General features: G+C 49.0%; 23 protein-coding genes and 2 tRNA genes. 7 read left to right on the top strand and 18 right to left on the bottom strand.

What is annotated here, in order from left to right; translation table 11 throughout:
• Positions 1–25 precede the first annotated feature (25 nt).
• The 6 genes from ppnN (at position 26) to KG631_RS14000 (ending at position 5,749) form a co-directional block, all read left to right on the top strand.
• Complete coding sequence (gene ppnN / locus KG631_RS13975; protein ID WP_214000297.1) at positions 26–1,384, top strand: nucleotide 5'-monophosphate nucleosidase PpnN; 1,359 nt, start codon at positions 26–28, stop codon at positions 1,382–1,384.
• Between the two features lies 1 nt (position 1,385).
• Positions 1,386–2,195: a flap endonuclease Xni gene (gene xni, locus KG631_RS13980; RefSeq protein WP_214000298.1), complete on the top strand. Its 810-nt coding sequence runs from the start codon at positions 1,386–1,388 to the stop codon at positions 2,193–2,195.
• Entirely contained in the window at positions 2,192–2,593 is a 402-nt protein-coding gene (locus KG631_RS13985; RefSeq protein ID WP_301003816.1) for a DUF3192 domain-containing protein, read from the top strand. The genes xni and KG631_RS13985 overlap by 4 nt, the downstream gene beginning before the upstream one ends.
• Positions 2,580–4,247 (top strand): hypothetical protein, encoded by a 1,668-nt coding sequence (locus KG631_RS13990; RefSeq protein ID WP_214000299.1) that lies wholly within the window; start codon positions 2,580–2,582, stop codon positions 4,245–4,247. Before KG631_RS13985 ends, KG631_RS13990 begins: the two co-directional genes overlap by 14 nt.
• 159 nt (positions 4,248–4,406) lie before the next feature.
• The gene (locus KG631_RS13995) at positions 4,407–5,414 is read left to right on the top strand and encodes an isocitrate dehydrogenase (RefSeq protein ID WP_214000300.1); all 1,008 of its coding nucleotides are present in this window, start codon (positions 4,407–4,409) and stop codon (positions 5,412–5,414) included.
• Between the two features lie 68 nt (positions 5,415–5,482).
• Entirely contained in the window at positions 5,483–5,749 is a 267-nt protein-coding gene (locus tag KG631_RS14000; RefSeq protein ID WP_214000301.1) for a VF530 family protein, read from the top strand.
• Positions 5,750–5,845: 96 nt separating this feature from the next.
• Here the strand turns inward: KG631_RS14000 and KG631_RS14005 are convergent, their stop codons facing one another.
• The 12 genes from KG631_RS14005 to KG631_RS14060 form a co-directional block, all read right to left on the bottom strand.
• The gene (locus tag KG631_RS14005) at positions 5,846–7,222 is read right to left on the bottom strand and encodes an NAD-dependent succinate-semialdehyde dehydrogenase (RefSeq protein WP_214000302.1); all 1,377 of its coding nucleotides are present in this window, start codon (positions 7,220–7,222) and stop codon (positions 5,846–5,848) included.
• Between the two features lie 539 nt (positions 7,223–7,761).
• Complete coding sequence (locus tag KG631_RS14010) at positions 7,762–8,175, bottom strand: GNAT family N-acetyltransferase (RefSeq protein WP_301003817.1); 414 nt, start codon at positions 8,173–8,175, stop codon at positions 7,762–7,764.
• Between the two features lie 308 nt (positions 8,176–8,483).
• Positions 8,484–9,074 carry a hypothetical protein gene (locus KG631_RS14015; protein ID WP_214000304.1) on the bottom strand — a complete coding sequence of 197 codons (591 nt, stop codon included), beginning with the start codon at positions 9,072–9,074 and terminating at the stop codon, positions 8,484–8,486.
• Positions 9,075–9,343: 269 nt separating this feature from the next.
• Positions 9,344–9,871 (bottom strand): hypothetical protein, encoded by a 528-nt coding sequence (locus tag KG631_RS14020; RefSeq protein WP_214000305.1) that lies wholly within the window; start codon positions 9,869–9,871, stop codon positions 9,344–9,346.
• A complete protein-coding gene (locus tag KG631_RS14025; protein ID WP_214000306.1) occupies positions 9,852–10,232 on the bottom strand; it encodes a hypothetical protein in 381 nt (126 codons plus the stop codon). Before KG631_RS14025 ends, KG631_RS14020 begins: the two co-directional genes overlap by 20 nt.
• Before the next feature lie 301 nt (positions 10,233–10,533).
• The gene (locus KG631_RS14030; RefSeq protein ID WP_214000307.1) at positions 10,534–11,103 is read right to left on the bottom strand and encodes a nucleoside deaminase; all 570 of its coding nucleotides are present in this window, start codon (positions 11,101–11,103) and stop codon (positions 10,534–10,536) included.
• A gap of 4 nt (positions 11,104–11,107) precedes the next feature.
• On the bottom strand, positions 11,108–11,578 hold the full coding sequence (gene gpt / locus KG631_RS14035; RefSeq protein ID WP_214000308.1) for a xanthine phosphoribosyltransferase: 471 nt from the start codon (positions 11,576–11,578) through the stop codon (positions 11,108–11,110).
• Between the two features lie 29 nt (positions 11,579–11,607).
• Complete coding sequence (gene deoD / locus KG631_RS14040; protein WP_214000309.1) at positions 11,608–12,309, bottom strand: purine-nucleoside phosphorylase; 702 nt, start codon at positions 12,307–12,309, stop codon at positions 11,608–11,610.
• 9 nt (positions 12,310–12,318) lie between these two features.
• Entirely contained in the window at positions 12,319–13,527 is a 1,209-nt protein-coding gene (locus KG631_RS14045) for a phosphopentomutase (protein ID WP_214000310.1), read from the bottom strand.
• Between the two features lie 237 nt (positions 13,528–13,764).
• The gene (locus KG631_RS14050) at positions 13,765–15,927 is read right to left on the bottom strand and encodes a prolyl oligopeptidase family serine peptidase (protein WP_214000311.1); all 2,163 of its coding nucleotides are present in this window, start codon (positions 15,925–15,927) and stop codon (positions 13,765–13,767) included.
• 351 nt (positions 15,928–16,278) lie between these two features.
• Positions 16,279–16,354 (bottom strand) — tRNA-Phe (locus tag KG631_RS14055).
• Positions 16,355–16,429: 75 nt separating this feature from the next.
• Positions 16,430–16,505 (bottom strand) — tRNA-Phe (locus tag KG631_RS14060).
• Between the two features lie 200 nt (positions 16,506–16,705).
• On the opposite strand from KG631_RS14060, the gene KG631_RS14065 reads away from it, so the two are divergent.
• Positions 16,706–19,480: an ATP-binding protein gene (locus KG631_RS14065; protein WP_301003818.1), complete on the top strand. Its 2,775-nt coding sequence runs from the start codon at positions 16,706–16,708 to the stop codon at positions 19,478–19,480.
• A 96-nt stretch (positions 19,481–19,576) separates the two neighbouring features.
• Here the strand turns inward: KG631_RS14065 and kdsA are convergent, their stop codons facing one another.
• From kdsA to hemA, 6 genes are all read right to left on the bottom strand, one after another.
• Complete coding sequence (kdsA, locus tag KG631_RS14070) at positions 19,577–20,425, bottom strand: 3-deoxy-8-phosphooctulonate synthase (protein ID WP_214000313.1); 849 nt, start codon at positions 20,423–20,425, stop codon at positions 19,577–19,579.
• Positions 20,426–20,448: 23 nt separating this feature from the next.
• Positions 20,449–20,826: a SirB2 family protein gene (locus KG631_RS14075; RefSeq protein WP_214000314.1), complete on the bottom strand. Its 378-nt coding sequence runs from the start codon at positions 20,824–20,826 to the stop codon at positions 20,449–20,451.
• Positions 20,827–20,861: 35 nt separating this feature from the next.
• A complete protein-coding gene (locus KG631_RS14080; RefSeq protein ID WP_214000315.1) occupies positions 20,862–22,433 on the bottom strand; it encodes a DUF3369 domain-containing protein in 1,572 nt (523 codons plus the stop codon).
• 108 nt (positions 22,434–22,541) lie between these two features.
• On the bottom strand, positions 22,542–23,372 hold the full coding sequence (gene prmC, locus KG631_RS14085; RefSeq protein WP_214000316.1) for a peptide chain release factor N(5)-glutamine methyltransferase: 831 nt from the start codon (positions 23,370–23,372) through the stop codon (positions 22,542–22,544).
• A gap of 1 nt (position 23,373) precedes the next feature.
• The gene (gene prfA / locus KG631_RS14090; protein WP_214000317.1) at positions 23,374–24,465 is read right to left on the bottom strand and encodes a peptide chain release factor 1; all 1,092 of its coding nucleotides are present in this window, start codon (positions 24,463–24,465) and stop codon (positions 23,374–23,376) included.
• A gap of 18 nt (positions 24,466–24,483) precedes the next feature.
• Positions 24,484–25,731: a glutamyl-tRNA reductase gene (gene hemA, locus KG631_RS14095; RefSeq protein WP_214000318.1), complete on the bottom strand. Its 1,248-nt coding sequence runs from the start codon at positions 25,729–25,731 to the stop codon at positions 24,484–24,486.
• Between the last annotated feature and the right edge of the window lie 74 nt (positions 25,732–25,805).

Raw genomic sequence — 25,805 nt, forward strand, 5'->3', positions numbered from 1 at the left:
CACACAATCAGTATTGGAGTTACAGATGCAGGTGCATTTAAACCCGTTAGGCGCCATGGATTTACTGTCTCAGCTTGAAGTTGAACGTTTAAAAAACAACACCGAATCAGAAGCCTTCGCCTTATTTCGTAATTGCTGCCTGGCAGTACTTAATGTGGGTAGCCACACCGACAGCTCAGCCGAAATTTACGATCAGTATAAAGACTTTAGTGTTAACTTACTGGCGCGCGAGCGCGGCATTAAAATTGAACTGACCAATCCACCCGCCAGTGCCTTTGTTGATGGCGTTATCATTAAAGGGATCCATGAGCACTTATTTGCGGTGCTCAGAGATATCTTGTTTTACCATACCCGCCGCTCTGCCGAAACAAAAGCCCGGGAGCAGTTGGAGCCACGCCAGCTGACCCATACGGTATTTGATATTTTGCGTAACGCCCGGGTCATCGATGCCACTTATGTTCCCAGTATGATCGTCTGCTGGGGGGGGCACTCTATTAATGAAGTGGAGTATGACTACACCAAAGAAGTGGGTTACCAGCTTGGTTTACGTGGGCTGGATATCTGTACCGGTTGTGGTCCGGGCGCCATGAAAGGGCCGATGAAAGGCGCCACTATCGGCCACAATAAACAACGGATCCGCACTGGTCGTTATCTTGGTTTAACCGAACCCAGTATTATTGCTGCCGAGCCACCCAACCCTATTGTCAACGAACTGGTGATCCTGCCCGATATTGAAAAACGGCTGGAGGCTTTTGTCCGGGTAGCGCACGGCATTATCGTTTTCCCGGGGGGCGCTGGTACAGCCGAAGAGCTGCTGTATTTGCTCGGGATTATGCTGAAAAAGAGTAATGTAGAACAACAGCTGCCGATTATTCTGACCGGCCCCCGCCAGTCTGAAGCCTATTTCAATGAGATCGCCAGTTTTATTCAGAACACCCTGGGTGATGAAGCATTGCAATTAGTCGAGATCATTATTGATGACCCGGCGGGCGTGGCACGAAAACTAAAACAAGGTTGCGTCGACGTGCGACAGTATCGAAAATCGGTTGGCGACGCGTATCACTTTAACTGGACCTTGGATATTGACCCGCAGTTTCAGCAGCCTTTTATCCCGAATCATCAGAATATGGCCGCACTCGACTTGCACCTGGAGCAAGACAAAGCGAAACTTGCAGCAAACTTACGGCGGGCATTTTCCGGGATTGTGGCCGGTAATGTTAAAGATGAAGGGATCAGGGCTATTCGTCAGCATGGGCCTTTTCAATTAACGGGAGAACCGGTACTGATGCAAATGATGGATACCTTGTTACAAGCCTTTGTCGATCAGGGCAGGATGAAATTGCCGGGTACCGCGTACGAGCCCTGTTACAGGATCATTCGCTAGTATGACGCACCTGGTGTTAATTGACGCATTAAACCTGATAAGACGCTTGTATGCGGTGCAGGAAAGACCCTATCTGCCATTACCCGAGCAGGTAACCGATGGCACCCGGCAGCAAATCATCAGTAATACCCAGAATATGCTGCTGCAGGCGTTGCAGCGGCTGCGTTCTGAGTTGGCGCCAAGCCATGCTTTACTGGTATTTGATGGTCGTGACAGCCAATGGCGCCAACAGCGCTGCCCGGCTTACAAAGCCAACCGGAAGCCAATGCCCACCATATTGGCAGAAGCGCTACCGGTACTGGAGCAGGCTGCTCAGCAGCAGGGGTTTCGTTGTTTTGTCGATAACACCCTGGAAGCGGACGATGTTATTGCCAGCATCGCCAGTAAACTCAGTCAGCATCAACAACAGGTTACTATTGTCTCTACTGACAAAGGTTTTCTGCCGTTGCTTAGTCAGGGTATCAATATTTTTGACCCGTTCGCCCGCCAGCAACTGGACGTCGCTTATGTTGAACACAAATTTGGCGTAGCACCAGCCCAACTGGTCAGGCTATGGAGTCTTACCGGTGACAGCACCAATAATATCCCCGGCGTAAATGGCGTAGGCCCAAAAACTGCCTTAGAGTTGATGGCCTTGGGTGACACCCTGACCGAAGCGTTGGCTCACCCAGATTGTCCGAAAAAAATCCGCGACAAAATCATCAGTCATAAAGACGCTATTATCAACTATATGCAGGTGCTCAGCTTGCAGACGACGTTAGAGCTGGGTCTTAATTTACAGGAATTAAGACTGCCGGAGCAGGAAAAATGATGAAAGTAAAACCTGTTGCGTTGTTTTTAGCTGGTTTTGGTGTTTATTTGCTGCTTACTTTGGCGGTATTATTATTTTACAAAGATGACCCGGCACAGATGACCTGGCAGCATCGTGACAACTTTAATGCTAAGGTTATCAGCCGTTATAAACTCGCCGACAACCATAGCCAGGATGACATTACAGGCCGCCTGGGCGGGCCAGATATTACCCAAGCGGTGCAACTTAATGGCCAGATTTATCAGTTGATGTATTATCGCACCCAACGCAAACTGCCTGATGGCATTACCACTGAAGATGAATGTACGGCTTTATTATTTATTGACCGCAGGCTGGTAGCGATAGGTGAGGTCGCAGTGAGTCAGTATCAGCAGCATGTCAGCAATGGCAATAGCTGACAATCAATGGCCGCTGTTTTATCAGGGCTTACAACATGTTAAACAACTGGCTTCATCCGCAACTGTCACGCCGGACATTGCAGCGGCCTTAGAGCAAAGCAAGCAACTTACCTCATTATTTATTAGCATAGCCGAGCAACATTCTACCAGCATTATTGCCCAGCTTAATCTCACCCCACGACACCTGGCGGCTGATCTTGTCCGGGTTGTTAAAATGCTGGCACTGGGGTTGATCCTGAGCCGGGGTTACGGATGGCAACTCCGGCGTAGTCAGCAGTTTTTACAAGCCCTGCTTATGGCGGAAGTCTTAGCTCCGCAAACATCAAATCGTCTGCCCGCCAGAATAAACCTGGTTAAAGCATTGCAGCAATTTGATAAACAACACCCCCTGCTACCACTACTGATTGCGAGTTGTAATACCCAACGGCAACCGGCATGGCAACAGCATCCCGACGCGCCACTGCTAAGCCTGCTGAGCCAGCTGGCACAGCAGCTGCTTCCGGCAACAGGTAATCAGCCAGGTCTGGAAAAAGTGTTAAATAAATACCAGGTAAGTCGGCCTGATAGTGTTAATTCAAGCTGGTTTTGCCAATTACAGCAACTGGCTGAACGACAGGCCCTGCCAGGCCGGTTTGCCAAAGAAATTCAGAGTAATAACAACAGCCCCAACTATTGGTTTATTTGTGGTGTTGCGCCGGCACAGGATGGTGCGTTGGCGGTGTATGTCCGCCCGTTTGACCCTGGCAGCAAGACGATTGGCAGTGAGGTGCAACAGTTACCAATGGCAACGCTGGCGTTATTAAGCCCTCAGTACTTCCGTGATCTGAGTTGGCTGATCTTGCTGGAGCCAGACGACAATTTATTGCCAGCACCAGCGGAACATTCTCTGGAGAGTTGCCTTAGCCAGTCACAATTTGATCAACTGAGTCAACTCAGTATTACTAAACAGGTTGAGATATTGGCAGCCCAGCCGCTACTAAGCCAGTTCTTACAACAGGCAGCTGGCAGTATCAGCCGGCAGCAATTGCCGGTCAACCGGCTGCGGCACGCCATTACTATGCTGGGGCAGGACGCACTACGCAACTGGGTTGCCCAGGCTGAATTACATCAGTATTGCCTGAGGCAAGCGCATCCACACCAGCTTTGGCTGCAGCAACTGCAACACTGTTTAGAACAGGCGCTACTGCTACTGTGTAACGCAACTAATCAGCCGCTGACCGCTGGCAGTGCAGGTGTTGTCGCCCGCTGTGCTACCGCAAGTTTATGGCAGCACCCGGCGTTAGCGCAAACAGCGCTGGCCCGACACATTCAGCAGCAACTTGTGCTGGGTGTACATATTCAACAGCACGTCTGGCAGGCACAGCACTACCCGCAGCACGTCCAACAGTTATTGCAGCACTACCGGCAACCCGACTGGTCTGAGGCGATGCAAAGTTGGCACAGCCAGCAACCCGCAAAACTGGCCGTAATGTTAAAACTGAGCTGGCAGCTGACACTGGCAGTATTTTGCGCCGGTTCAGTTAACGAACAACGACTTACTGCCATGTTGCCAACTGCCTGTGCACGACTAAAACTGCCTGTGCACCCGCCAACTTACTGGCAAGAACAGTTAATTACCGCAAGCCAATGCTATTATCCGCTACCAGAAATGTAGTTTAATTACATCATTCAGGCGACTTATAGTCGGTATAAGCGCCATTTCTACCGTAAGTTTCCTCCAAACTGGCGAAATGACCCTGAAAATGCTATATTCCCGCGGTTCCAGACGGTTAGCGTCTGCCCGTATTCCCCCTTTTAAATCCTGAGGTTCCACATGAGTAAGCAAACCATTACTGTGATTAAAGGTGATGGCATAGGCCCGAGTATTGTCGAGGCTGCCATTGAAGTACTAGCCAAAGCCGGTTGTGATTTTGACTACGAATATGTTGACGCTGGCCTGACTGCGTTAGAGAAAACCGGTGAGCTGTTGCCGCAGGCAACCTTAGATGCGATTGCCCGCAATAAAATCACCTTAAAAGGCCCGTTAACCACGCCGGTAGGTGAAGGCTTTACCTCAATTAACGTTACCCTGCGCAAGCAATTTAGTTTATATGCAAACGTGCGGCCGGTTATCTCGTTTAAAGGTACTAAAGCCCGTTACGAAAATATCGATATTATAACCATCCGCGAGAATACCGAAGGCATGTACTCTGGTCACCGCCAGCTGTTATCGGAAGATGGCCTGGTAGCCGAAGCCAGCAGTATTATTACCCGCGAAGGCGCTGAGCGTATCGCTGTATTTGCCTTTGAAACTGCCCGGCGCGAGAACCGTAAGAAAGTCACGATTGTTCATAAGGCGAATATTCTGAAGTCTACTTCAGGCTTGTTTTTAAAAACCGCCCGTGAAGTCGCTGCACGTTACCCGGATATTGAAGCCCAGGAGATGATTGTCGATAACACCTGTATGCAGTTAGTGATGAACCCGCAGCAGTTTGACGTTATTGTCACCACTAACCTGTTTGGCGATATCTTATCTGATTTGTGTGCTGGTTTAGTCGGCGGCTTAGGTATGGCACCCGGTGCCAACATCGGTAAAGACTGTGCTATTTTTGAAGCCGTGCACGGCAGTGCACCGGATATTGCCGGCAAAAACCTGGCTAACCCCAGCTCGGTGATCCTGGCGTCGATTCAAATGCTGGAATATCTGCAAATGCAGGACAAAGCAGAAAAAATTCGTGCCGCACTGGCCGATGTTATTGCCAGTGGCGACCGCACTACCCGCGACTTAGGTGGCAGCTTCGGCACCACTGACTTTACCGCAGCGGTATTAGAGCGCTTATAAGCGGGTAAACTGCTAAAATAGCCACCAACAAGGTGGCTATTTTTTTAACTGCCAGCGCAGGAATTATTATGACTGAACAACAAAATAACCCGTTACATGGTATTAAGCTGGAGCAAATTGTCACCGCGTTGGTCGACCATTACGGCTGGCCGGAGTTGGCCAGGCGAATAGATATTAACTGCTTTAAAACCGACCCCTCAGTAAAAAGCAGCCTGAAGTTTTTGCGCCGCACCCCCTGGGCCCGCGAAAAAACCGAAGCATTGTTTATCGCTACTAAATTACAGACCGATTTGTCAACGGTCCCGCCCGGCACCACCTCGGTGCCGCGGTCCTAGTTAGTCAATGCTGCTGGTCGCGCAATAGAGTAAGTTACTCCAGACGCCTTAAGGTATTCGTCAGCGGCGTGCACGGCGATCAGATAAAGAGCCGGGTCAGGGCAATAATATTGACTTTATATTGACGAACTCTTTCATGCCAAAGCCACCATGTTCACGTCCGTATCCGGAGTTCTTGACCCCGCCAAATGGCATATTCGGGTCAGCAGCCCCGAATGAATTGATGCGGATCATGCCGGTATCAAAGTAATCACGGGCAAGCTTAAAGGCCCGGTCCTCGTCCTTTGAAAAGATACCACCACCCAGTCCATAGCGGCTTTCATTAGCCAACCGCATGGCGTCTTCATCATCAATAGCACGTATGATCGACGCGACGGGCCCAAAAATTTCATCGTCGTAAGCGGGCATGCCGGGCGTGAGTTCTGCCAGCACCGTAGCAGGATAATAAGCACCCGTGCGCTCTGGCGCGTCGCCACCGCAGAGGATTTTTGCGCCCTTGGCGACACTGACCTCCACCTGCTCTTTAACCGTGTCAAACTGCTCCTGACTTGAAAGCGGGCCAAGTTGGGTATTCTTATCCGCGGGGTCGCCCAGCTTGATGTCTTGCATTTGAGCGACAAAAGCTCCGACAAAGGCATCATAGACCTTATTGGTCACGATAAACCGCTTGGCAGATACACAGGTCTCTCCGTTATTGTAAAGTCGGCCCATAACCGAAAACTTTACGGCCGTTTCAATATCGGCATCCTCAAGCACCAGGTAAGCATCATTCGACCCCAGTTCTAGCACCGTTTTCTTTAATTCCCTGGCAGCCAAAGCACCAATGTGTCGCCCTGCTTTGTCGCTTCCTGTCATCGTCACACCACGCACTTTAGGGTGGGCTATCAGCTTGTCGCTGGTGTCGTGGTCAATCACCAGCACCTGGAACAGGTCCTCGGGTAAACCGGCCTCAATGCACAATTCACGCAACCGAAGACCAGACCCGGTACAGATGCTGGCGTGCTTCAGAACACAGCCATTACCTGCTATCAGATTAGCTGCCAGCACACGAACCGGCTGATAGAGGGGAAAGTTCCAGGGCTGTATAGAGTAGATAACGCCGATGGGCTGATAACTGATAACGCCGCGTTTATCGTTAACTGCTTGCTTACGCTCCTCATCAGCCAGCACGTCGGGTCCATTTTCAGCGGTATAATCAAAGATCGCTGCACAGAGTTCGACCTCCGTGTGTCCATCTCTTAGTAGTTTACCGGTTTCGTTGGTCATCAACGCCGCCAATTCATCAGCATTGTCGCGCAACTTTTGGCCAATTTTCTTCAGGTAGGGCGCGCGCTCCTGATGGCTCAGTTCGCGCCATTTTAGAAACGCCGCATGGCAGGACTCAAGCCGATCTGTCGCCTGCTTTTCGGTCATGAGGCTGTAAGTATGGATTTCTTTTTCGGTTGCGGGATTAATAGTGGTGATTGTCGACATGGTTGCTCCTTCCGGGTGTTACAGGCAAACGCCGTCAACGTTCGCTCTGGAGGATTATCAGTCCGTTGCAGGATTTTATCTGTTCGCTTGCCAACACTACCGCGTTGTAAACATTGTCAAACCCCCTGCTGGTGGCGCAATGGCCCCGAGAAATAAACTAATACAAAGTATAGATCACGCCCCTGTTTTATGAGACCGCATATTTGCTTTATTCAACTTACTCTTATTACCTTTGGTTGAATGTCACAGAACGCAATGTTGAAACAGGTTAATAGATGAGAAGGTTGTTAATTAACGGCGATGTGACAACGCGCCATAGCAGGTATTTGCTCCCAGTTTTCCGAGAGACGTTCTTAATCAAACCACAGAGCTAACAATTAATCTATGGACCGCATTGCCATCTCAGGCTGCCGGAGTCAGATTGACTCCATCAGCCTGAATCTCTTTTCGTGAGGCTTTCAGCATTTCCTCCTTAAATTTGGAAGTTAAAGGCAACCCCCGGCGTGTTAAAAATCAATGCCACTGACCCTTATGACCACTTACAGCCGTTTCACCATAAAGTATTTACAACCGGTCTTAGGGTAATTTTCCTGCACCCACTGCACGTGGTAACCGTGCTTTTTATAAAATGGCATGGCTTGAAAATTTAAGGTATCTAACAGGCAATTTACACAGCCTCTTTGTTTAGCAGCCAGCTCTATCGCCTCCAATATTTTGCTGCCAATATGCTGGCCTCTTAAGGTCTCTGATACCCACAACGTATTAATCTGCAACCAATTGCCAAATGTCCTGCCAGCCGATCCGGCGATAACCTCACCGTTATCGTCTTTAATTTGCACCGCTATCGGCAGCCTTTCCTTCACCTCCCAGTTCGCCCAGTTAAATTCAGCTATTTTCAGATCCAGCAGGTCAATTAATGCTTGATCGGGTTGATCTAACACTTCTATTCTCATCACAATACCCATACAAATGAATTTATTTCCCGTCTCACAGCTTGCTTGTAGCTTGCCTGCAGCTCTTCAAGGAGTTTTTCAGGCGGTTGGATACATCTCAGGGTCAGGCCTTAAATATTTAAAAATGGCAAGATTCAAGGCCTGACCTCGAACCCACTTTTCGTGCTGCTTCCAGCATTTTTTTCCTTAAATTCCAAAGTTAAAAGCAACCTGCGGCTTGTTAAAAATCAATGTCACTGATCCCATTGATTTCATTGATTTCATTGATTTGGAACACGCTACCCGCACGGTTGTTGGTTTTGACTATTCTAATCGTTAGAGTGTTTAATTTCCGGCATTGTCTGTTTGCGTGTTTTACTTCTGGCATCAATCCAACGTTCGCGCAATGCTTCAAGCAATGCCAGTGCAATAGAGAAAAAGGCCAGACACCAGGGGTTAGGGTTGTAATGAATGCCTAAGCCTCTTACTGGATGAATTAACGGTTCACTAGGGTTCACTAAATCTATTGCATAAATCCATAAAGCACCTTCGTTACTCCGACTTAGAATGCCATGATGTCTTTGTATATAAAATATGACTTGCTGAGGTTTACTCGCCAGAGAGAGAACTGACCTTAGATTTTTACATTTCTGCCAACCACTAAACCATACCGCCCTCTCTTCCAGAGAGGTATACAAAATAATGTTATCTTGGCCCGAGAGCCTTTGATTACATTCAAACGTGTATAATACTCCCTCTACTTTTGTTAGCTTAGCCACATCAACTCCATCGGTGTAGTACCTGAAATGCCATGTTAAATAAAACAAACTAACGATTAGCAAGATTTGTAACGACACTGGTAAGCGTTTTAGCCAAGCCATTACTTTGGACTGTTTAGGTAACGCCGGTATTTTTTGCACGACTTAATCCTTTTTATCAAAAGACTTAGCAAGTTTTACAGAATCTATATGATCATTAACCGAACACGTCGAAACATCACCTGCCATATCTGTAGCACCCTATAGTTGTGAAATAGCGGAGGCTGCATCACCGACATTACCAATATTTCTTACTGAGTAGGTGAGCATTTGCTATGGCTCCTAACGCCGCCGACACTCGCGGCCTTTTATTAAAGGCGAAGCTTCGGCGTTGAGGTCTGCCCCACTATGGGCCGACGTGGTTGTGATTGTCAGTTTTTTAATTGCTCTTTATGTACCACATATGACTCTACGTATTTTAAGTCTTTGATAACGAATGTAATTGAAGATGGGCAATCATTTAGTTCGCAATGATAAGCCCCAAATCCGAGGGTGATTGAATGAGGCACATCTATATTCTTGCTTCCCATTGAGCCACCTGATACCAGCACGGCACTAAGAACAGGGGTTTTAACTTGCGATAACTCGCCTGCCGGAATCGTCAAAGTGCTATTTTGAGACGTGAGCGTCACCGACATTAATTTTTCGCCATCGGAGCTAGCCACCAAATTAACTGTATACCCACCGACCAATTCATAGGTTGCACTTGTCGAGCGAAGCACTAACTCTCTGCTCGCTATAGCTCCGTTCGATAGCAAAAAAAATATCAGTAGGGATAGGGTTCGAAGCAACATCGGAAAACCTAGCGCCGGCATTTGGGGCCGAAGTGCAGCATAGCGGTGCCAGCGCTGTTTGCTGGCAAATACGTTAAACGGCTTATTATGCGGTGCGTTGAGCAAAAAACCGCCTCATTTTTTTACTTCCAAAAACATAATACGCCCACGCCGCGATAAAAAGAGAGCCAACTAAGACACCAGTTAAACTATAAAAGGACATTAAAGCAATAATTGCCGCCCAATATATGAATGCCCCATAATGCCCAAAACCGTGTCGATTCACAGTAGCGAAACATATTGCTACAACCAAAATACAGAAAGCCAGAAATCCTGGAGCCATGCCAGTAAGCCAGAATTCTTTATATGTTAGCTCACGACCATTTAGCGAGTACTCAGCGTTTGGCCACGGCCAGAAACCAAAGAGCGTTATTAGCGAGTACGTAAGTGAATTAAGCATATGTTGAAAGAGAAATAGCTTTGGCATTTCTCTAACTTCTGTAAAAATTTTAAAAAAATTTCGGAAAATCATCCTTATAGCCTATACGACGCATAACACTTATTCGGCGCAAGAATCCGTCTTTAAATACTGACTTTTCCGCCTTTGTAAATTTGGTGTAATGACATTACACCGGTTTTGCTTTATCCACAATGGGTTATAGGTACAGTAGGAATAATGTCAGGCATGCCTGCATTACGCAGGCATAACGTGGTGAGATGTAGAAAATAGATATAATAACAGAGCTGGAATGAAGCTCGCGATCAGCTATCAGCGCTAGCTGTTGTAACTAGCCATTATAAATAGTGCCACCATGATTCAGATAATCACGCAGCACTTGAGCAGCAGCGTCACGCTGCACTAACCGCACTACTTCAATACCGGCATCGGCTAAGTACTGATAACTGTCTTCATTTACCGGGCCCTCATCAAAGCCGATAGCCCGGGCATCGTCGGCGGTGGCTGCACATACCAGGCGCTTTACCCCGCTCCACAGCGTGCCACCTAAACACATAGCGCAAGGCTCACAAGAGGTGAACAGCTCGCGCTTAACGCCGTCGGCATTTAAGCTAAAGCTTTGTAACTGCTGCTCGGCCAGCATAATAGCGACCATTTCGCCATGCGCGGCCGAGTTGTGCATGGGCATGACCCGGTTAACCCCTACGCTTAACAGCTTGCCGCTGTCGCAGGCAAAAATAGCGCTACCAAAGGGGCCGCCGGTACCGCGCAGCACATTTTGCTTTGACAGCTCTACCGCCAGCGCCATTTTTTCGTGGTCATCAGCGTAGGTCTTCTGCCAGTCGACCACCTCATTAATCCAGTCAGGCAAGCTAAGAATAAGTTGTTGTACTGCGGCCATAGAATTAATGCTCCGCCAACGGTTTGCTGTAAGCCAGTTCCATGTCCCACGGCAGTTGGATCCAGGTGTCCTGCTCAATGTCGGTGACATAGTGGTCTACTAACGGCTTGCCCTGCGGTTTGGCATACACGGTAACAAAACACGCTGTTGGGAAATGCTCGCGCAGGGCACGCGCAGTTTCCCCGGTATCGACTAAATCGTCAACAATCAGTAGCTTGGCGTTATCCTGCAGGCTGGCATCTTTTAAAATGCGTAAACTGCCTTGCTTATCGTGCTCGTAGCTGGCAACACAAATACTGTCAACCACCCGGATATTCAGCTCGCGGGCCAAAATAGCGGCCGGCACCAGGCCACCGCGGCTAACCGCCACTATGGCACTAAACTCCCGGCCTAACAGCTGCTGAGCCAGCTCTTTAGTGGCACGATGAAACGCTTCCCAGGATACATAAAACATTTTGTTGGTGGTAAGAGACATAATTTTTCCGGCCGCTTTTAATTAAATGACTAGATTAATGACAAGGCAATTTCAACCATCTCGTTAAAGCTGGTTTGGCGTAAATCCGCATCCAGCGCTTCACCGGTCCGGATATGGTCACTTACCGTTAAAATGGCCAGGGCATTAATGCCATACTCAGCCGCAACGCCGTATAAACCCGCCGCTTCCATCTCTACTGCTAACACCCCGTATTTTTCCAGGGTATTAAACAGGGTTTCACTTGGGTTGTAGAATAAGTCAGAGGTAAAAACATTACCTACTTTAACGTTAATTTGCTTGGCCCGGGCGGCATGTACCGCTTTTTCTAACAGCTCATAGTTTGCAATTGCCGCAAAATCCATCCCATCCAGACGATTGCGGTTAACATTTGAATCGGTGCTGGCGCCCATCGCAATCACCACATCACGTACTTTCACTTCCAGCGGTAATGCGCCACAGGAACCAATCCGGATAATATTTTTCACCCCATAGAATTTGGCTAATTCCGTGGCATACAGTGACATCGACGGCACGCCCATGCCCGAGCCTAACACGCTTACCGGTTTACCCTGATAAGTCCCGGTATAGCCGAACATATTGCGCACCGTATTGACACAAACGGCATCGGTTAAAAACGTTTCGGCAATATGTTTAGCCCGCAGCGGATCGCCCGGCATCAATACGGTTTGGGCAAATGCATCATCAGCAGTGTTAATATGAGGAGTAGCCATAATTCTCTCTTAATGTAATTTAGTCATAAAGGAATCGCCGTGCGCCATAGCGTCCAGCTTAAAGTAGTCAGCCAGGGTCTGGCCTATATCGGCAAAGCTCATCCGCTCGCCTAAATCCGTACTGGCCAGCCCCGGCTGATATGCCAGCACCGGAATATATTCACGGGTGTGCTCGGTACCGGGCCAGGTTGGGTCGCAACCGTGGTCTGCTGTCATCAGCAGCAAGGTATCGTCGCCACAGGCCTCAAGCAGCTCCGGCAAGCGGCTGTCGAAATATTCCAGGGCTTCGCCATAGCCAATAGCATCGCGACGGTGACCATAATTCTGGTCAAAATCAACCAGATTAGTGAATACCAGGCTGCGCTCAGGCTGTTTTGCCATCTGCGCTAAGGTGGTATCAACCAGTGCCGCCAGGCCAGTTGCTTTCAAATTCTCGCTGATCCCCTGATGGGCATAGATATCGGCAATTTTGCCAATACTGATGACCTTGCCGCCCGCTGCGGTTAACTTGTCCAGTACAGTCGGCGCCGGCGGTAATACCGAGTAGTCACGACGATTACCGGTACGGGCGTAATTGTCCGGGCGGTCTCCCAGAAATGGCCGGGCAATGACCCGGCCGATGTTATAATCATCCAGCAGCTCGCGGGCCACCCGGCAAAAACTCAGCAGTTTTTCCAGGCCAAAATGCTCTTCATGCGCGGCAACCTGAAACACGCTGTCGGCTGAGGTATAGCAAATGGGTTTGCCGGTTTTAATATGTTCATCACCCAACTTGCGCAGAATATCGGTACCGGAGGCATGGCAATTGCCTAAAATACCGCTAACCCCGGTGCGCTGACACAGCTGTGCAATAAATTCGGCCGGAAAACTGTCGGTTTTCTGCTCAAAATAACCCCAGTCAAACAACACGGGTACGCCGGCTATTTCCCAGTGACCACTGGGCGTATCCTTGCCGCTGCTTAGCTCACGGGCATAGCCATAAGCACCAACCGGCTCAGCACTGTCAGCAACAGCAGGCGCATTGCCTGCCGCAGCCGTGGCGGCTTTTACCAGACCCAGCCTTGCCAGATTAGGCAACACCAGCTGGCGGCCCTTTTGTTTAACGAATTCACGGGCAATACTGCCAAAGGTATTGGCACCGACATCACCAAATTTTTCTGCATCGGGCGCACTGCCGATACCAAAACTGTCCAGAACCAGGATCACTGCCTTTGCCATAATGTGGGCTCCCACTGCAAAAATGCATCAGCCAGATCTGAGCGCCGCCGGGCTGTACCCGCATTGCTCAAACCAGCAAAAATAAAAAAGGGCACGCACTTTAATACGCTACCCGGCGTTTTACAAGTTTAACTGATACTTTGGGGCTTACCGGCGTTTTTATCAAGCTTTTGCCGCTGCTGCGACCAAACTAAAAACGGCGCATACAGCGCCGTTTTGTTAGTCAGCTAACCGATGTTATTCAGGCAATTGCTGATAGCCCATATTGTACAGGGTAAAGCTGAAAATATCCGCGGCCTGATCAATAACCATTGATACTGGCATGCCGGCACCATGACCAGCCTTAACGTCGATCCGGATCAACTGCGGATTAACCTGCGTTGCCTTATCTTGCAGCTCGGCAGCGAATTTAAAGGAATGCGCCGGTACTACCCGATCATCATGATCCGCAGTCGTTACCATGGTAGCCGGGTACGTTACGCCCGCTTGCACGTTGTGCACCGGTGAATAGCCTTTTAAATACTGAAACATTTCGGCAGACTGTTCAGCTGTACCGTAGTCGTAGGCCCAGCCCGCACCCGCGGTGAACGTGTGGTAACGCAGCATGTCCAGTACACCTACTGCAGGCAGTGCCACTTTAAACAGTTCAGGACGCTGAGTCATCGCCGCTCCCACCAGTAAGCCACCGTTAGAGCCACCACGAATGGCCAGCTTGTCAGCAGAGGTATACTGTTGTTGTTGCAAGTACTCTGCAGCAGCAATAAAGTCATCAAACACATTTTGTTTTTGCAGCTGCACCCCAGCGTTATGCCAGGCTTTGCCATATTCACCGCCACCGCGCAGATTTGCCACCGCATAAACACCGCCCATTTCCATCCAGACTGCATTCGCTACGCTGAATGACGGGGTCAGGCTGACATTAAACCCACCATAACCATATAAAATGGTTGGGTTACTGCCGTCTTTTTTCAGGCCCTTTTTATAGCTGATGATCATTGGCACTTTTGTGCCATCTTTTGAGGTATAAAACACCTGCTCAGAGGTGTAGTTATCCGGGTTAAAGTCAATTTTCGGGCTGTTATACAAGTCCGACTCACCACTTTTTGGCTCAAACGCATAAATGCTGGAGGGCGTGGTGTAATTAGCGAACGAATAATACAGGGTTTCAGCATCTTTCTTACCACTGAAACCGCCTGCACTGCCTATTCCCGGTAAGTTGATGTCTCTGACCAGCTTACCGCTGTAATCGTATTGTTTCACCTGCGCAATGGCATCTACCATATAGTTGGCAAACAGGTAGCCCGCGCCTTTACTGATCCGCAGAACATTCTCGGTTTCCGGGATTAACTCCTGCCAGTTGTCAGGCGTCGGCTTAGCTGCGGTGGTGACCACAACTTTGCGGTTCGGTGCATTCAGGTTGGTGACCAGATACAGCTGGTCGCCATTGTTATCCAGTAAATCAGTATCAGAATCGGTGTGGTCCAGAATAGTAACGAACTCACTGTTTTCTTTGCTCAAATCTTTTAAAAACAGTTTATTACCTGAGGTGGATACCGCCGCTGAAACCAGCAGGTATTTATCATCTTCAGTTACTGAGGCGCCAACATACCGATGTTTCTGCTCACTGGTGCCACCAAATACGACGTTATCGTCGCTTTGCGCTGTGCCCAGCTTGTGATAGTAAAGCTTATGCTGATCGGTCATTGCCGACAGCTCGCTGCCCTCTGGTTTGTCATAGCTGGAGTAAAAGAAGCCGTCGTTACCTACCCAGGAAATACCACTGAATTTTACGTCAATTAACGTTGGCTCCAGTTGCTCTTTCGTTTTGGCATCAATCACAATGATTTTCCGCCAGTCGCTGCCGCCTTCTGAAATGGCATAGGCTGCCAGGCTGCCATCGCGCGAGAACTCAATATCTGCCAGGGACGTAGTACCGTCTTCGCTGAAGGTATTCGGGTCTAAAAATACTTCAGCTTCACCACCCTCTTTTTGCCGGTACAACACAAACTGGTTTTGCAAACCATCATTCTTATAAAAGTATTGGTAGTCACCTTCTTTAAAGGGTGCGCCAATCCGCTCAAAATTCCAGGACTTTTCTAACTTAGCCCTTACTTCATCACGAAATGAAATTTGCTCAAGGTAAGAGAATGTGACCTCGTTCTGGGCTTTTACCCAGGCTTCCGTCTCGCTGCTGCGATCGTCTTCCAGCCAGCGATATGGGTCGGCAACATCGGTACCAAAATAGTTATCGACGGTCTCACCCTTGCGGCTGACAGGGTAATTAAGTTGCTGGTGTTGCTCTGTGCTCACGGTTACATCCTGGCTGGTTGTGACGTCTTGTTTAGCGCCACCGCATGCACTAAGCATGGCAGCCGCTAAAACAGTAATTGCATACTTCATTGCGAATTAACTCCGTAATTATTGTTATTAAGTTAGTTTTCAGGTTGGTTATCAGAATGATTTTAAAAATTCTGACTGAGCTTAACAAAGTTAGTGGCAACTGCCTATTTCAACTGACTGAAATTTATGTGGACTCAAAGCGAAATACAGAGACTAAAAAAGCAAAACGCCAGCATTTCGCTGGCGTTTTAACTTTAATGGTGCCCAGAGGCGGACAAAAGCGCCGGCAGCGATTTTGAACAGCTTTAGCTGGCCCTTACAAGGGCGAGGCACAGGAAGTGCCGAGTAATCGAAGATGACGCCGGGCAGAAAAAGCAAAACGCCAGCGTTTCGCTGGCGTTTTAACTTAAGTGGTGCCCAGAGGCGGAATCGAACCACCGACACGCGGATTTTCAATCCGCTGCTCTACCGACTGAGCTATCTGGGCAAAAATGTTGTGCTGGCATAATTAGGCTGCGCTTTGATTACAACAGTGCAGTTAACTGAACAAGACACCAAAAGATGGTGCCCAGAGGCGGAATCGAACCACCGACACGCGGATTTTCAATCCGCTGCTCTACCGACTGAGCTATCTGGGCAATGCGGGTCGTATTAAACGGATTTTGCCAAGCTAAGTCAACAGATTTTTTCTAAAAGGCGCCTGAGCGAACAGGGATTAACCAAAGGACGCTGCTTTGTTCGCCAACTGTTAAAATTAACACTGCGCCAGCTATCGAAAACTTGTTACACTATATCCAGTTAACCGATACGCCGTACAATGCATTTAAATGGACAGCTGATGGAAAAAACCTCATACACTAAACCGATGTTCCGCCGCCTGATATTAATGGCCGTGCTTATTTTGCTATTACAAGCAGCGCTGTTTACCTTGTTTACCTTGCCAGAGCAGAATCAGGATGAGAATCAGTTAGCACGCTTAACAGCAGAATCCACGATCCTGGCCAGCGCATTAACCGGCCCACTTCAACGTAACGATAACCAGGCTGCTGAACAATTGTTGCTGCAGGCACGCAATGCTGACAGCAACCGGGCTCTGTATTTATATCGCCAGAGCAACCAACAACTGGAGCTGATTGCTAATACCGTCAACCTTGCTAATTTTGTCCCACAGCCAGAACTGATCAATCGCGAAGTACGCCAGGGAAATTATTTAATCGTCAGCAGAATCGTCAGTAACGACGTTAATACCTTGCTGATTAATGTGCAGTACATTCAACCCAGCAGTCAGTTACCCATGTTGCTGGCTTTTATTTGCAGTGCCGTTGCCGGCATCTTGCTTAGTTTAAGCTTTGCTTACGCCATTTCAGTGTTTTTCAGCCGCAAACTGACGCCGCTGGTCAGTAATACGAAGACAGCTTTGGATAAGAACCAGTTTGACGGCAGTGTTGAAAGTCATGCTCACGATGATTTCGGCGTGCTGGGCAGTTATATTAACCAGTTATTCCGGCGGATTGAGCAAGGTCAGCAGGCACTGAAAAGTTCTGAAACCGATATTGCCCAGCTGAAACAGGAAGTTGATACCCGGATAAAAGAGCGCACTGACGCCCTGGAAACCGCCAAATTAACGGCCGAACGGGCTAATGAAGCTAAATCGACTTTCTTAGCAACCATGAGCCATGAAATCCGTACGCCGATGAATGGCATTATCGGCACTATCGATTTACTACGGAAAACTCAGTTATCCACCTCACAATTCAGGATGACGGATACAATCCGCGAGTCGTCTTTTTCGTTGCTGCGCATTCTGGACGATATTCTGGATTTCTCAAAAATTGAGGCGGGCAAACTGGAACTGGAGAATATTCCGGTCTCGCTGGTCGATATTATTGAGGCCGTGGGCCGGATCCTGGTGTCCGTCGCATATCAACGTCAAATCGATTTAAAGCTTTTTATAGACCCGAAAATTCCCGACGGTTTATATGGCGATCCGGTGCGCTTACGACAGATATTGTACAATCTGGCCGGCAACGCGATTAAGTTTACCGAGACCACACCACAAAAAACCGGGGTGGTGGTGATTAGGGCTGACTTGCTGGAAGAGAACATGGAGTTCAGCCAAATCCAGTTTACCATTGTCGATAATGGCCGGGGCATGACCCAGCGTCAAATCAACTACGTGTTTCATCCGTTTAATCAGGCAGAAGGTTCTATTACCCGAAAGTTTGGTGGCACCGGCCTTGGTTTATCAATTTGTCAGCGCCTGACCTCACTGATGTATGGCGATATTGATGTGCAGAGTGAAGTAGGCAAAGGCACAGAATTTAAAGTGCGGATCCCGATGCGTCGTTCTGATGAAATTGACTATGTCGGTTCTGAACTATTGCGTGATGTGCACATTTGTTTATTTACGCAAGACAGCGACAACCAGGAGCACTTAAGCAGTTATTTCCGTCATACCCACGCTGAACTTGACGTGGTAAACAGCATCGAGGCATTGTATCAGCGGGCATCGCAACAGAAACCACTGCCGCCAAAGCAAGCGGCCGTTTGGGTGCTTGACGCTACCTATGAGCAAATTTCTGCCGAACATATCAAAAAATTACAGTTGCTGCCGGAGTTGGAGCGGGTACAGTTTATTGTTATTACTAATCAGGTGGAGCTATCTGAACATAGCAATGAACGGACCTACTACCTGCACAGTTCGCCAATCTGTCGCAGCCACTTATATGATGCTATTTTAGTTGCCGCCAAGCGCAAAGAGAAACCCAAGCCACAACAAACTTCCAATCTGAATCTGAGCAAAGGCGCGCCTGATATTGAAACGGCACGGCGTAACCGCCAGCTTATTTTGCTGGCTGAAGACAATATGATGAACCAGCGGGTGATTGTCGATCAGCTCAATGCCCTGGGCTATGCGGTTGAAGTGGCTGACGATGGTGCTATTGCCCTGGACATGTGGCGGCGCTATCACTATCCGCTGGTGCTGACCGACCTACATATGCCCAATATGAGCGGCTATGATTTAGCCATCGCCATTCGCAAAGAAAGTCTGCACCGCCAGGATGACAGTAACTTCAGCCGGATAGTCGCCGTTACTGCCAACGCCCTAAAAGGTGAAGAGCAAAAATGTATCAGTATTGGCATGGACGGCTATATAACCAAGCCACTGGAGCTGGTTACCCTGGAGATCATGCTTAAACGCTGGCTGCCGGCTGCTGAGCAAAAAGCAGCCAGCGCCACTGGTAAGACCAATGGCAGTAACACTGAACCGGCACAACAACCCTCCCCTATTTGCTTTACCACCATTGCTAATTTTCTGGGCAACGATCCGGCCAAGCACGAAGAGTACCTGAACTACTTTGTGAAACACGGTAAAGAACTCCTCACCGAGCTGACAACGCAGGCCCAGGCTCAGGATCGTAGCGGCGTCAGAGCGGTAGCGCATCAGTTTAAATCGGTAGCCAAAAGCGTTGGTGCGTTAAGCCTGTCTGCTGAAGCGCTGAAACTGGAGCAAGCCGCGGAAAACAGCGACTGGTCAGTTATCAATGAATATGTGCGGCTAATGCAGGACAAATATCAGGATGTGGTCAATTACGTGCGCCAGCGTTATTAAGGCACTGGTTAACCGAACAGCATCCCGCTGTCTCTGAACCAATAAAAAAAACCGGTATTGTTACCGGTTTTTTTATTGGTGGCGCAATGTTCTACATTAACTGGCTGAGGTGTCGAGCGGCGCAAAACTTTTAACTAACTGGTCAAGCTGTTGCATCTGGCTCAGGTAACCTTCCAGCTTCGCCAGAGGTAACGCACAAGGCCCGTCACACTTTGCCTGTTCAGGATCAGGGTGCGCCTCAATAAATAACCCGGCTAAACCCAGTGCCATGCCCGAGCGGGCTAACTGCGCGGCTTGTGCCCGCCTACCGTCAGCGGAATCTGTGCGGCCACCTGGTTTTTGCAACGCATGCGTAGCATCGAAAATAACTGGCGCGTACTGCTTCATTTCATCCATACCCAGCATATCAACCACCAGATTATTATAGCCAAAGCAGCTGCCGCGCTCACACAAAATAACCTTGTCATTACCCGCTTCATTAAACTTGGTAATGATATGGCGCATTTCGTGCGGAGCCAGAAATTGGGGTTTTTTCACATTTATAACGGCGCCGGTTTTAGCCATCGCTACCACCAAATCCGTCTGCCGGGCTAAAAATGCCGGTAACTGAATGACATCTACCACCTCTGCCACGGGCGCCGCCTGCCAGGGCTCATGTACATCGGTAATCAACGGCACATTGAAGGTACGCTTAATCTCAGCAAAGATCTTTAACCCTTCATCCAGTCCCGGCCCCCGATATGAATGCACCGATGAGCGGTTAGCCTTGTCAAATGAGGCTTTAAATACGTAAGGTATACCTAACTTAGCGCATACGGTAACGTAATGCTCAGCAATCCGCATTGCCATATCGCGGGACTCCAGCACATTCATGCCACCAAACAGGACAAACTGTTTATCGTTATTTACTGCAAGGTTCCCGACCCTGACGGTTTTCTGTTCCATAGTATTCCAGCAATCTCGTTAGATTAAAGCGGTAAAAACACCGGTTGTTTACTCAGGGCAACCCGAACCATTAATCCGAGCCAACCTAAAGCGCCCAGAAAGCATAACCAGCGAATAGCAATAGTGCGGCCCCGCACTGCCATCACTGCTAATGCAATGTAAGCCAGCAAGGCAACAAATTTCTCGGTCAGCCAACTATTTACAAAAGGGTACTGATTAATGGTCAGCATCAAGGCAACCGCCGATAAAATTAACAGGGTGTCCACCAGATGAGGGCCTACTTTTAGTAATTTTGTCTGCAACAACGCCGAGCCTTTGAGCATCATACCAAAACGGATAAATAACAAAATAACACTTAAAACTACCATCAGCAGATGCAGATGTTTAAACGCCATATACATACAACAAGGTCCTTATTTATTATTACGGTAAGTCATCACAAGCTTGCAGACTCAGTATCACTGTCAGGATATTTTCGTAAAATTGCTTCAAGCTTTTCAACCCTCTGCTGAAACAGTTCAACTAATTTTGGCTCAAACTGCTTGCCCGACTCAGCGACAATTTTCGCCACAACGTCATCTACAGTCCAGGCTTGCTTATAGCAACGACGATGACGCAATGCATCATACACATCGGCTAAGGCTGCAATCCGGCCATAGATATGGATTTCCTCACCTTTTTTACCCGCCGGGTAACCCGTACCATCCCACTTTTCATGATGATCCTGAGCGATGATGGCACCAGCCTGAATAATAACACGTTTTGAATCTTTCAAAATGTCGTAGCCAATAGTGCTATGGGTTTTCATCACCTCCCATTCACCGCCACTTAGCTTGGCCGGTTTATTTAAAATGCCATCGGGAATACCCACTTTGCCCACATCATGCAGCGGCGACGCATACATTAAGCGCTCAGCTTCTTCTTCACTGAGACCATAGGCTTTAGCCAGGTCATAACAAATGAACGCCACCCGTCGCACATGATTGCCGGTTTCAATAGAACGGTGTTCTACTGCTTCACTGAGCCGGTAAACGATTTCTCGCTGAGTATCTTCAATTTCATGCTGCAATTGCACATTTTCATAGGCTATTTGCACATTCTGAGCGAACAGCTCAATCAGTTTTTTCTGATTATCACTGATCTGCCCGGGTAAACCGGAAATATATAACAGCGAGCCATGGGTAAACTTACTGCAGCAATATGCCACCAGGTAGTTATCACGATAAACAATACTGCGACTGTCCAGGGCTGTTTCAAACGCCGCCAGTAAATCATTATTCAGCACTTCCTGTACCGGCTTACCCTCTTTCTTGGCAAACTGGCCCTGCCCGGCAAACACTACTAAATCGTGAGGGTCCGCGTCAGAACGTACATTTCCCGCTACCAGAGACGAACTGGCCAGTAAGGCATTTTCGTGGCAGCCCAGAATTGACGTTAATTGTTGTAAAACGCCGTCGATAAATTGCTCCATAGAATGAGAGGAGAATAAATCAATTGACGCATTAATGATTTTCTCCAACCCCTGGCGACTTTGCTCCAGCGATAAAATATCCCGGTATGAGCGCAGGCTGGACATAATAACGGTAAATAACTTTTGCGCGGTCAGTTCAGTTTTAGATTTATAATCATTAATATCGTAATTAACTATCACCTGACGTTCCGGGGCCTGCCCCGGCTGCCCGGTTCGCAGAATAATCCGCACGTGTTCGTTTTTCAGCTCTTCCCGCACGTGTCTTGCTACCAGTAAACCGGCATCGTCGGTTTCCATAACGACGTCCAGCAAAATGATGGCAGTGTCGGGATGAGCGGCAATTAACTCCCGTGCCTGAGCACCGGAATAGGCACTGATAAACTCCAGGTTTTTATTGTTAAAACTGAAATCACTCAGTGCCAGCTTGGTAACAGTATGGACTTCTGGCTCATCATCAACGATCAACACTTTCCAGTGCCCATGATTGACCACTTCGGTCGGTTCAGACTCGTCAGCAAACAGAAAGGTGTCATTCATAAGGCGGGCTCCGAAAATCAGATAGCTGTCACTAGAAACTAGCAGAAGAAACGTTAAATAGTTATATGCGCTAATGCCTTGCCGGTCAAAACTTTGTTGCTAAATCCTTTAGCGGTTGAGACGACCGCCACTGATCCGCCAGTTACCACCGTAATCTTTGCGTGACTGCACCTGACTAAAGCCGGCAGCCGTTAATAACTGTTGTACCGGATCAGCCTGATTGTAACCGTGCTCCAGCCACAACCAGCCTTGCCGGGTCAAATATGCGGGTGCCTGCTGACAAATCACCGCTAAATCGGCCAGGCCTTGCTCTGCTGCTACCAATGCAGAAACAGGCTCATGCTGCAGTGCTGCCAGATGGGGGTCGTCAGGTTCAATATAAGGGGGGTTGCTGACAATCAAGTCAAATTGCTGGCCTTGCAATGCCTCAAACCAGTCACTTTGCACGACAGTACAATTTTTTGCTGCTAAGCGCCTGGCGTTGCGCCGGGCCAGTTCAACTGCTGCGGTGATCTTCTCGGCTGCTGTTACCTGCCATGACGGCTTATTGCAGGCCAGCGCCAGGGCGATAGCACCGGTGCCGGTGCCTAAGTCCAGTACGCTGGCCGTTGCCGGCAAAGGTAATGCAAGCGCCTGCTCTACCAGCAATTCAGTATCAGGCCGCGGGATCAGGGTGCAAGGTGCAACCTCAAGCTCAATATTCCAGAACGGCCAACTGCCAAGAATATAGGCGATGGGTTCGTCCTGCACCGCCCGGTTAAGCAACTGGTTTAGGGTCAGCAGATCAGAATCACTAAGCTTGACGTCGCCATGGCTATACAAATAGCTGCTGCTGACGTTTAACTGATGACATAGCAATAACCTGGCATCATCAGCCGCCAGTACCGATATATCGCTAAGTTGCCGGGTAGCCTGCTGCAGCCATTGTGCCAGAGTCATATCAGCGGTTTTCGTCTGCCAGCGCTGCCAGTAAGTCAGCCTGGTGCTCCTGATTAAGCGGTTCCAGCACGAGTTCCAGATCGCCTTCCATCACTTCATTCAAGCGGTAAATGGTCAGGTTAATCCGATGGTCAGTTAGCCGCCCCTGCGGGAAGTTATAAGTACGGATCCGCTCAGAGCGATCGCCACTGCCGACCAGCGAACGCCGGGTCGACTCTTCGGTCAGCCGGCGTTTTTCATCTTCAGCGGCCTGAATTCGCGATTGCAATACACTCATCGCCCGCGCCCGGTTTTTATGCTGTGAGCGCTCATCCTGACATTCAACAATAATGCCGGTAGGTAAATGGGTTATCCGGATGGCTGAGTCGGTACGGTTTACGTGCTGGCCACCCGCGCCCGAGGCCCGGTACGTATCTACTTTTAAATCAGCCGGGTTAATTTCAATCGCTTCGCTTTCCGGGATCTCAGGCATAATGGCCACGGTACAGGCCGAGGTATGCACCCGGCCCTGCGATTCGGTAGCCGGTACCCGCTGTACCCGGTGGCCGCCGGATTCAAATTTAAGTACGCCATATGCGCCCTCACCCTGCACACTGGCAATCACTTCTTTAAAACCACCATGTTCACCTTCACTGGCACTAATGACTTCCAGTTTCCAGCGCTGCCGCTCGGCAAAACGACTGTACATCCGGAACACATCGCCGGCAAAAATGGCGGCTTCATCCCCACCGGCCCCGGCTCTGATTTCTAAAAAGCAGTTATTACTGTCGTTAGGATCTTTGGGTAGCAACAATAATTGCAGCTCTTTTTCCAGCTGCTCAATAGCCGCCCGGGCGCTCTTATATTCTTCCTGCGCCATTTCCCGCATATCAGGGTCGCTGTCTTTCTGCATTTCTTCAGCTGCTGCTAAATCCTGTTGTGCCTGGCGAAAGCGATTGAATGCTTTGCTGACATCTTCCAGCTGGCTGTATTCTTTAGACAGCTCGCGAAAGCGTTTCTGATCGCCAATGACACCCGGGTCACTTAACAACGCCTGTACTTCTTCATGCCGTTCCACCAAGCCTTCCAGCTTGCGGTATACCGATTCTTTCATGTTAGGTCTGTTACCTGTTTAAATATCTAATAAACTGTTGATCAGTGCCTGCGGCTCACTGGCCTCTTGTTGCAGTAACTGACGGATGGTTTTAGTGGGGCTGTGCATCAGCCGGTTACTCAGTTTGTTGGCCAGTTCAGTCAGCACCTTCTCCGCATCCTGGCCTGCCGCCAACTGATTAAGAGCCCGGCCCAGTAAGTCGGTTTTAATTTGTTCACAACGCTGTCGATAATCGCGCACCCAGTCAACGTTACCCTGTAGCTGCAGCCACTGCAGAAAATCTTCTGCCCCCAACCGGATCATGTCACCCGCCTGCTCCGCCGCTTGCTGGCGCGAGCTGACATTTTGCGCCACTATACTTTGCAAGTCATCTACCGTATATAAATACGCGTCTTCGAGCTCACCTACCTGTTGTTCAATATCACGTGGCACCGCTAAATCGACCAGAAACATTGGCCTATGCCGGCGCTGCTTCAATGCCTGTTCAACCATGCCTTTGCCTACTATCGGCAAGGTACTGGCGGTAGAGCTGATCACAATATCAGCCTGCGGTAATTGCGCCGGCACCTGTGACAGTGTAATGACTTTGGCATTAAACTGCTCCGCTAACAGCACTGCCCGCTCATAGGTGCGATTCGCCACTGTCAGCTCCCGAGCGCCCTGCTCGGCCAGATGACGTGCTACCAACTCAATAGTTTCACCGGCGCCAATCAACAGCACCCTGACCTTTTCCAGCTTGCCGAAAATTTGCTTTGCTAAACTAACTGCAGCAAATGCGACGGATACCGCATTGGCACCGATATCGGTGTTGGTGCGGACGTCTTTAGCTACCGCAAAGGTTTTCTGAAATAAACGTTCAAATTGTGGATTGATGGTACCAGCCTGGCGGGACTGGTTATAGGCCTGCTTTACCTGGCCCAAGATTTGCGGCTCACCCAGCACCAGCGAATCGAGCCCGGCGGCTACCCGCATCAGGTGCTCGGCAGCCAGCCGATCATGATGCAAATACAGGTGGGGTTGCAGCTCATTGACGTTTAACTGATGAAATTGTGCTAACCAGGCAATTACCTGTTCCGCCTGGCTGTTTGTACCATTAAAATACAACTCAGTACGATTACAGGTCGATAAAATAACAGCATCGGTAACCGCCGTGGCTGTAGCCAGTTCACGCAAGGCTTCATGCACCTGTTCCGGGGCAAATGCCACTTTTTCCCGTAAGCCAACCGGTGCTGTTTTATGATTTATGCCTAGTGCAAAGATGGCCATCACCTGTATCATCAAGTTTGTCAGGGGCGAATTGTACGAAAAACCCCATATTAAGAAAAGCGTAACTAAGGACT

The organism is Arsukibacterium sp. (assembly GCF_018402695.1).
Classification (GTDB): Bacteria; Pseudomonadota; Gammaproteobacteria; order Enterobacterales; family Alteromonadaceae; genus Alishewanella.